The 255-nt window shown below is 71.4% G+C and carries 1 protein-coding gene; it reads left to right on the forward strand.

Annotated features, from left to right (window positions below):
• The coding region (locus GM655_RS22835; protein ID WP_196308836.1) for a hypothetical protein at positions 1 to 255 on the forward strand (255 nt) is incomplete at both ends.

Here is a 255-nt window from a genome sequence, read left to right on the forward strand (position 1 = left end):
GGTGGAGCTGGCCGGAGCCGTTGTTCCGCTGCTCGGTACGCTGTGGCCTGGTGGCGAAGGCCAGCCCGTGGTGTCGCTGCTCGATGCGCTTGCGCCGGCCCAGCTGGCGGCCGTTGTGCCGTTGCTCGGTGTGCTGCCGCTTGGCGGCGGCCTGGGCCGTGATGCTGCTCGGTGTGCTGCCGCCTGGTGGAGGTGTCCGTGGCCGTTGTGCCGCTGCTCGATGCGTTGCTGCCTGGTGGAGGTGTCCGTGGCCGT

It is taken from the genome of Pseudoduganella danionis (genome assembly GCF_009720775.1).
Lineage (GTDB): Bacteria > Pseudomonadota > Gammaproteobacteria > Burkholderiales > Burkholderiaceae_D > Rugamonas > Rugamonas danionis.